General features: G+C 45.8%; 7 protein-coding genes and 1 pseudogene. All 8 read right to left on the reverse strand.

Translation table 11 applies throughout. From position 1 onward, the window contains the following. Positions 1 to 30 precede the first annotated feature (30 nt). Complete coding sequence (gene rpoB / locus R7P67_RS21150) at positions 31 to 4,059, reverse strand: DNA-directed RNA polymerase subunit beta (protein ID WP_005384685.1); 4,029 nt, start codon at positions 4,057 to 4,059, stop codon at positions 31 to 33. Between the two features lie 252 nt (positions 4,060 to 4,311). Further along, entirely contained in the window at positions 4,312 to 4,680 is a 369-nt protein-coding gene (rplL, locus tag R7P67_RS21155) for a 50S ribosomal protein L7/L12 (RefSeq protein WP_005382540.1), read from the reverse strand. A gap of 57 nt (positions 4,681 to 4,737) precedes the next feature. Next, positions 4,738 to 5,232, reverse strand: coding sequence for a 50S ribosomal protein L10 (gene rplJ / locus R7P67_RS21160; RefSeq protein WP_005382538.1), 495 nt, complete (start codon positions 5,230 to 5,232; stop codon positions 4,738 to 4,740). Between the two features lie 293 nt (positions 5,233 to 5,525). Continuing rightward, on the reverse strand, positions 5,526 to 6,227 hold the full coding sequence (rplA, locus tag R7P67_RS21165) for a 50S ribosomal protein L1 (RefSeq protein ID WP_005384683.1): 702 nt from the start codon (positions 6,225 to 6,227) through the stop codon (positions 5,526 to 5,528). 4 nt (positions 6,228 to 6,231) lie between these two features. Further along, positions 6,232 to 6,660: a 50S ribosomal protein L11 gene (rplK, locus tag R7P67_RS21170; protein ID WP_005384682.1), complete on the reverse strand. Its 429-nt coding sequence runs from the start codon at positions 6,658 to 6,660 to the stop codon at positions 6,232 to 6,234. A gap of 164 nt (positions 6,661 to 6,824) precedes the next feature. Further along, positions 6,825 to 7,373 carry a transcription termination/antitermination protein NusG gene (gene nusG, locus R7P67_RS21175; RefSeq protein ID WP_005384681.1) on the reverse strand — a complete coding sequence of 183 codons (549 nt, stop codon included), beginning with the start codon at positions 7,371 to 7,373 and terminating at the stop codon, positions 6,825 to 6,827. A 13-nt stretch (positions 7,374 to 7,386) separates the two neighbouring features. Further along, on the reverse strand, positions 7,387 to 7,767 hold the full coding sequence (secE, locus tag R7P67_RS21180) for a preprotein translocase subunit SecE (protein ID WP_005384680.1): 381 nt from the start codon (positions 7,765 to 7,767) through the stop codon (positions 7,387 to 7,389). 266 nt (positions 7,768 to 8,033) lie between these two features. Further along, positions 8,034 to 8,104: pseudogene (locus R7P67_RS21185) on the reverse strand (elongation factor Tu); the annotation flags it as partial.

Here is an 8,104-nt window from a genome sequence, read left to right on the forward strand (position 1 = left end):
TCTCTCGACTTTCATCAAGAGAGAAAAGGATTACTCTTCGTCTTCTAGCTCGATGTTGATACCTAGCGAGCGGATCTCTTTCAACAGTACGTTGAACGATTCTGGCATGCCAGGTTCCATGCTGTGGTTACCGTCTACGATGTTCTTGTACATCTTAGTACGGCCGTTAACGTCATCCGACTTAACCGTTAGCATTTCTTGTAGCGTGTAAGCAGCACCGTATGCTTCTAGTGCCCATACTTCCATCTCACCGAAACGCTGACCACCGAACTGAGCTTTACCACCTAGTGGTTGCTGAGTTACTAGGCTGTACGAACCAGTTGAACGAGCGTGCATCTTGTCATCAACAAGGTGGTTCAGTTTCAGCATGTACATGTAACCAACAGTTACAGGACGCTCAAACGCATCACCTGTGCGACCATCAAACAGTGTTAACTGACCTGATGTTGGTAGATCTGCTAGCTCAAGAAGTGCTTTGATTGACTCTTCTGGAGCGCCATCAAATACAGGAGTCGCGATTGGTAGACCGCCACGCAAGTTCTTGATCAGAGTACGTACTTCATCATCAGATAGAGAAGCAATGTCTACTTTCTGGCGAGTGTCGCCTAGATCGTAAACTTTTTGTAGGAACTCGCGGAATTTCGCTAGTTCTTGCTGCTCTTTAACCATCTGGTTGATCTTGTCACCGATACCTTTCGCTGCCAGACCTAAGTGTACTTCTAGGATCTGACCGATGTTCATACGCGAAGGTACACCCAGTGGGTTAAGTACGATGTCTACAGGCTGACCTTTCTCATCGTATGGCATGTCTTCAACAGGGTTGATCTTAGAGATTACACCCTTGTTACCGTGACGACCCGCCATCTTATCACCAGGCTGAATGCGACGTTTAACCGCTAGGTAAACCTTAACGATCTTCAGTACACCAGGTGCTAAATCATCACCTTGAGTGATCTTACGACGCTTAGTTTCGAACTTCTTATCAAAGTCGGCTTTTAGCTCATCCCACTGCTCAGCAAGTTGCTCAAGCTGAGTTTGTAGTGCGTCATCTTCTAGCGTTAGTTCTAGCCACTTCTTACGATCAGTTGTGTCTAGTTTCGCTTCAGAGTAACCGCCTTCAATCAATACAGCTTTAACACGGTTTAGAAGGCCGCCCTCAAGAATCTGGAATTCTTCAGTTAGGTCTTTCTTCGCTTCTTTAAGCTGCATCTGTTCGATTTCAAGCGCACGCTTGTCTTTCTCTACGCCATCGCGAGTAAAGACTTGAACGTCGATGATCGTACCTGATACAGAGTTAGGCACACGTAGTGAAGTATCTTTAACGTCAGATGCTTTTTCACCGAAGATTGCACGTAGTAGCTTCTCTTCAGGCGTTAGCTGAGTTTCACCTTTAGGTGTAACTTTACCAACTAGGATGTCGCCACCCTTAACTTCAGCACCGATGTAAACGATACCTGACTCGTCTAGTTTAGACAGAGCAGACTCACCTACGTTTGGAATATCCGCTGTGATCTCTTCAGAACCAAGCTTAGTATCACGCGCCACACAAGTCAGTTCTTGGATGTGGATAGTCGTGAAACGGTCTTCTTGAACTACGCGCTCAGATACTAAGATCGAGTCTTCGAAGTTGTAACCGTTCCAAGGCATGAACGCGATACGCATGTTTTGACCAAGCGCTAGTTCACCAAGGTCTGTTGAAGGGCCATCAGCAAGAACGTCACCGCGTGATACAGGCTCACCTGGCATCACACATGGGCGCTGGTTAATACATGTGTTCTGGTTAGAACGTGTGTATTTAGTCAGGTTGTAGATGTCGATACCAGCTTCACCTGGTACTAGCTCTTCTTCGTTAACTTTAACAACGATACGAGAAGCATCTACTGACTGGATTACACCACCACGTTTAGCAACTGCAGTTACACCTGAGTCAACGGCTACGTTACGTTCAATACCAGTACCAACAAGCGGTTTGTCAGCTTTCAGTGTTGGAACTGCCTGACGTTGCATGTTCGCACCCATCAATGCACGGTTCGCATCATCGTGTTCTAGGAACGGGATAAGCGATGCAGCGATAGATACAACCTGGTTTGTCGCAACGTCCATGTACTGAGCGTGCTCACGAGGGTGTAGACCAGATTCACCTTTCTGACGAGCTGTGATCAGCTCATCTGCAAAAGTACCATCTTCGTTTAGCTTAGCGTTCGCCTGTGCGATAACGAATTGGCCTTCTTCGATTGCAGATAGGTAATCTACTTCGTCTGTTACTACACCATCTACAACGCGACGGTATGGTGTCTCTAGGAAACCGTACTCGTTACAACGCGCAAACGCAGATAGAGAGTTGATCAGACCGATGTTTGGACCTTCAGGCGTTTCGATAGGACATAGACGACCGTAGTGAGTTACGTGTACGTCACGTACTTCGAAGCCAGCACGTTCACGAGTTAGACCGCCAGGACCCAATGCAGAAATACGACGCTTGTGCGTTACTTCTGATAGCGGGTTGTTTTGGTCCATGAACTGTGAAAGCTGTGAAGAGCCAAAGAATTCTTTAACTGCCGCAGAAATTGGCTTCGCGTTGATCAAGTCTTGAGGCATGATTGCGTCAAGATCGCCTAGGCTTAGACGCTCTTTAACTGCACGCTCAACACGTACTAGACCTACACGGAACTGGTTCTCAGCCATTTCGCCTACAGAACGGATACGACGGTTGCCTAGGTGGTCGATATCGTCCACTTCGCCCTTACCGTTACGGATCGCGATCAGCTTCTTCATCACTTCGATGATATCAGTTTCATCAAGCGTGCCTTGCTCTTGAGCATCTTCACGGCCGATAGAGCTGTTGAACTTCATACGACCAACAGTCGATAGATCGTAACGCTCTTCAGAGAAGAATAGGCTTTCGAATAGAGCTTCTGCAGCTTCTTTTGTTGGCGGCTCACCAGGGCGCATCATGCGGTAGATTTCTACCAATGCAGAAATACGATCAACCGTGCTGTCGATACGTAATGTTTCTGACATGAATGGACCGTGGTCTAGATCGTTCGTAAATAGAACTTCTAGCGCTTTGTGGCCTGCCTGAGATAGGTTCGCTAGTGCTTCCAGGCTGATTTCCTGGTTAGCGTTAACAATGATCTCGCCTGTTGCTTCATTGATGTAATCTTTTGATGCAACTTTACCTACGATGTACTCAACTGGTACTTCGATGTGATCAACACCATCTTTTTCTAGTTGGCGGATATGACGAGCTGTTACGCGACGACCTTGCTCAACGTAAACTTTACCATTTGCTTCGATGTCGAATGACGCAGTTTCACCACGTAGACGATCCGGAACCAACTCCATCAATAGAGTTTGGTCTTTCACTTCGAAGTTCACTTTCTCGAAGAAGATATCTAGGATTTCTTCTGTCGACTTACCTAGTGCTCGAAGGATGATCGATGCTGGTAGCTTACGACGGCGGTCGATACGAACGTACAAGTTATCCTTAGGATCAAACTCGAAATCAAGCCATGAACCACGGTAAGGAATAACACGTGCGTTGTATAAAACTTTACCTGAAGAGTGGGTCTTACCCTTATCGCTGTCGAAGAACACGCCTGGGCTTCGGTGCAGCTGGGATACGATAACCCTCTCGGTACCGTTGATTACGAAGGTACCATTGTCTGTCATGAGTGGAATTTCACCCATGTAGACTTCTTGTTCTTTAATGTCTTTTACAGTACCTGCTGGCGCGTCTTTATCAAAGATAACTAGGCGTAGTTTTACACGTAGTGGCTTTGAGTAAGTTACACCGCGAATTTGACATTCTTTAACGTCAAAAACTGGCTCACCAAGACGGTAGCTAACGTATTGCAGCTCAGAATTGCCGTTGTAGCTCTGAATCGGGAATACAGAACGGAAAGCGGCTTCAAGACCGTATTGACCTTCAGGATCCTGTTCGATAAATTTGTCGAACGAATCGAGCTGGATCGATAGCAGGTATGGAATGTCCAAAACTTGTGGACGAGTACCAAAGTCCTTACGGATGCGCTTTTTCTCGGTATAAGAGTAAACCATGGGGTTCCTCAGCTCGCTGATAAGTGACCCAAACTGTCCGCCCGCTCCTAGTTACTTAAGGGGGGTAAGGGACAGTGACTAATATAGCTGTTTACTGTAGTGGCATTTCATTTCGTAAGAATGAAATGTTTTTTGCATGGATATCAGGCGCTTAAACAGCGGGAAAATTCGCCTATACCCTACAGCGCAAAAAGGCCGGTGGTTAAAAAACCACCAGCCAATTAGCCGTTAGGCTAAGAAACTATGCAATAATTACTTAACAGCAACAGTTGCACCAGCTTCTTCTAGCTGAGCTTTAAGAGCTTCAGCTTCTGCTTTCTCAACACCTTCTTTAAGAGGTGCTGGAGCGCCGTCTACTAGAGCTTTAGCTTCTTTAAGACCTAGGCCAGTTGCGCCACGTACAGCTTTGATTACAGCAACTTTGTTACCGCCAGCAGCTTCTAGGATTACGTCGAATTCAGTTTGCTCAGCAGCAGCTTCGCCTGCAGCAGCGCCGCCAGCTACAACAGCAGCAGCAGCAGAAACACCGAATTTCTCTTCCATTGCTTCGATTAGTTCAACAACTTGCATTACAGACATTTCTGCAACTGCGTCTAGGATTTGCTCGTTAGTAATAGACATAACAATTCTCTTTTAAGTCAACAATAAGTTTATTAAGCAACCAGTAAAAAGCAAGGCTTATGCCGCTGCTTCTTGTTTTTGATCGCGGATAGCTGCGATAGTACGCGCCAGCTTGCCAGCCGAAGCTTCTTTCATGCACATCATTAGGCGTGCAATTGCTTCGTCGTAAGTTGGTAGTGTTGCTAGTACTTCAGCGTCAGTTAAAGCGCCTTCAAATGCAGCAGCTTTGATCTCGAAATCTTTGTTCTCTTTAGCGAAGTCTTTGAAAAGACGCGCTGCAGCACCTGGGTGCTCATTAGAGAATGCGATTAGAGTAGGACCAGTGAAAGTGTCAGTTAGACACTCGTACTCAGTACCTTCAACCGCACGACGAGCAAGAGTGTTACGAACAACTCTCATGTAAACGCCAGCTTCACGAGCTTGTTTACGTAGAGAAGTCATCGCGCCAACTTGAACGCCACGAGAATCAGCTACAACTGCAGAAAGTGCACCACTGGCAGCTTCGTTGACTTCAGCAACAATTGCTTTTTTGTCTTGAAGGTTTAAAGCCATCTTGGATTTACTCCTGGTTGTCGTTACACCACTCACTATCATCACGACAGTGAGAGCTATTGAGGTGCTTCCCCAGAAGAAAGTTAACTATATTACATAGAGCTTTCTGTCAGTTCGGGCACCATCTACGTAGGATAATTAAGTTTGCTTTTACACAAACACCTACGGTCTTGGACGGAGACTGGGTCTTAATTCATTTCGAACTAGGAGACAGTTCAAAGAACCAAAGTTCAGCCCCAACCACAAATATTAGGCGCAAAATTATACACTAATTTTGCGCCTAAGCAAATAAATTATGCTTGAGTGTTCAGGCTAGCCTGATCAACAGCAACACCAGCACCCATAGTAGTAGAGATGCTTACTTTCTTCAGGAAAGTACCTTTCGCTGAAGATGGCTTAGCTTTCTTCAGAGCAACTAGAAGTGCTTCTAGGTTCTCTTTGATCTGCTCAGCAGAGAAGTTTGCTTTACCGATAGTAGTGTGGATGATGCCGTTTTTGTCGTTACGGTAACGAACCTGACCAGCTTTAGCGTTTTTAACTGCTTCAGCAACGTTAGGAGTTACAGTACCAACTTTAGGGTTTGGCATAAGACCGCGAGGACCTAGGATAGTACCTAGTTGACCTACAACGCGCATTGCATCTGGAGAAGCAACAACTACGTCAAAGTTCATTTCGCCTTTCTTAACTTGCTCAGCAAGATCTTCCATACCTACGATGTCTGCGCCAGCTTCTTTAGCTGCTTCAGCGTTAGCACCTTGAGTGAACACTGCAACGCGGATTTCGCGGCCAGTACCGTGAGGTAGTACAGTTGCACCACGTACGTTCTGGTCAGATTTACGAGCATCAATGCCTAGGTTAACAGCAACGTCTACAGACTCAACGAATTTAGCAGTCGCTAGTTCTTGAAGAAGAGCAACAGCTTCGTTGATTTCGTATTCTTTAGTTACGTCAACTTTTTCGCGGATTACGCGCATGCGCTTAGTTAGTTTTGCCATCTTATTAACCCTCTACCACTAGGCCCATTGAACGAGCAGTACCAGCGATAGAACGCTTCATCGCTTCGATGTCAGCACCAGTCATATCAGCAGCTTTAGTTTCTGCGATTTCTTGGATTTGAGCGTCAGTTACAGTACCAACTTTTTCAGTGTTTGGACGACCTGAACCAGACTTAACGCCAGCAGCTTTCTTAAGAAGAACAGCAGCAGGTGGAGTCTTAGTTACGAACGTAAAAGAACGGTCGCTGTATACTGTGATAACTACTGGAGTTGGTAGACCTTTCTCAATAGATTCTGTTTTTGCGTTGAACGCTTTACAGAATTCCATGATGTTCACACCGTGTTGACCTAGTGCAGGACCTACTGGTGGACTAGGGTTAGCCATACCAGCAGCAACTTGTAGCTTGATGTAAGCTTCAACTTTCTTAGCCATGATAATTCCTAAGTTTGGGTACAAACGCTAATCGCGGATCAGCTCCCCGTTTGTGTAAGAAACTTTTTACTTCACCTGAAGTAAAAAGGCGCGAAATTATAGTCATAATCCGCGCCTTATACAACCCTAAAAAGGTGATTTTTTATACTCTTTAACGAAGAGTCTTAGTCCAGCTTTTCAACCTGACCAAATTCAAGCTCAACTGGTGTCGCACGACCAAAGATCGATACAGACACTTTCAGGCGGCTCTTCTCGTAATCCACTTCTTCAACAGTACCGTTGAAGTCAGCAAATGGACCTTCGTTAACACGTACCACTTCACCCGCTTCGTACATTGTACGCGGACGAGGCGCTTCACTCGCTTTCTCAAGACGATTAAGAATCGCGTCAGCCTCTTTATCCGTGATAGGTGCCGGACGGTCTGAGGTACCACCAATGAAGCCCATGACACGCGGCACACTGCGTACTAGGTGCCATGATTCATCGTTCATAATCATCTGAACAAGGACGTAACCTGGGAAGAACTTACGCTCAGATTTGCGACGCTGACCCGCGCGCATTTCCACTACTTCTTCAGTAGGAACCAGTACTTCACCGAATAGCTCTTCCATGCCGTGCATTTTGATATGCTCGCGCAGAGATTGAGCTACACGACCTTCAAATCCAGAGAAGGCTTGAACCACATACCAGCGTTTTTTTGGAGCTTCACTCATGAATAAAAACCCTCTATACCCCAGTTGCTAGAGCTACTAGACGAACCATAATTCCGTCAATACCCCATAGCACTAGAGCCATTACAATACTTACAGCTAAAACGATCAGTGTTGTTTGCATGGTTTCTTGGCGAGTAGGCCAAACAACTTTACGTACTTCCATACGAGATTCTTTTGCAAAACTGATCGCTGCTTTACCTTTAGTCGTTGTTGCTGCAACGCCTAAGGCAGCTGCAATAAGAACAACAACGCCTGCAGCACGAACCACTACAGACATTTCACCATACAGGTAATTACCCACAACAGCGGCAGCTGCCAATACGAAAGCGGCTACCCACTTAAACGTATCTGCTGCGTTTGAGCTATCAGGAGTTTCAGCATTATTTGCTTTCATAAAACCAACCTGTTACAAGTCTTAATATAGACGACAACAACCCCGCTGTTGCAGGGCAAACTCCATATCGCTGAAAAAATCAGCGTACTCTTCTTAAGATTAAGCCTCTTTGCTTTATCTTGCTCTGCGCCCAACCCACTTCTGAACAAGAAAACAGCAAAAATAATGTTGAGTGCAGAAAAAGGGCATCAAATGATGCCCTTTTTGCTACTGGTTCGTCAAATCTAATTCAAGATTTTCCGAAAGCATCGCTAATTCGCTATGAATTAGTCGAAGATCTTAGCAACAACACCAGCACCTACTGTACGGCCACCTTCACGGATCGCGAAACGTAGAC

The sequence above is a fragment of the Vibrio sp. Vb0937 genome, from assembly GCF_033338855.1.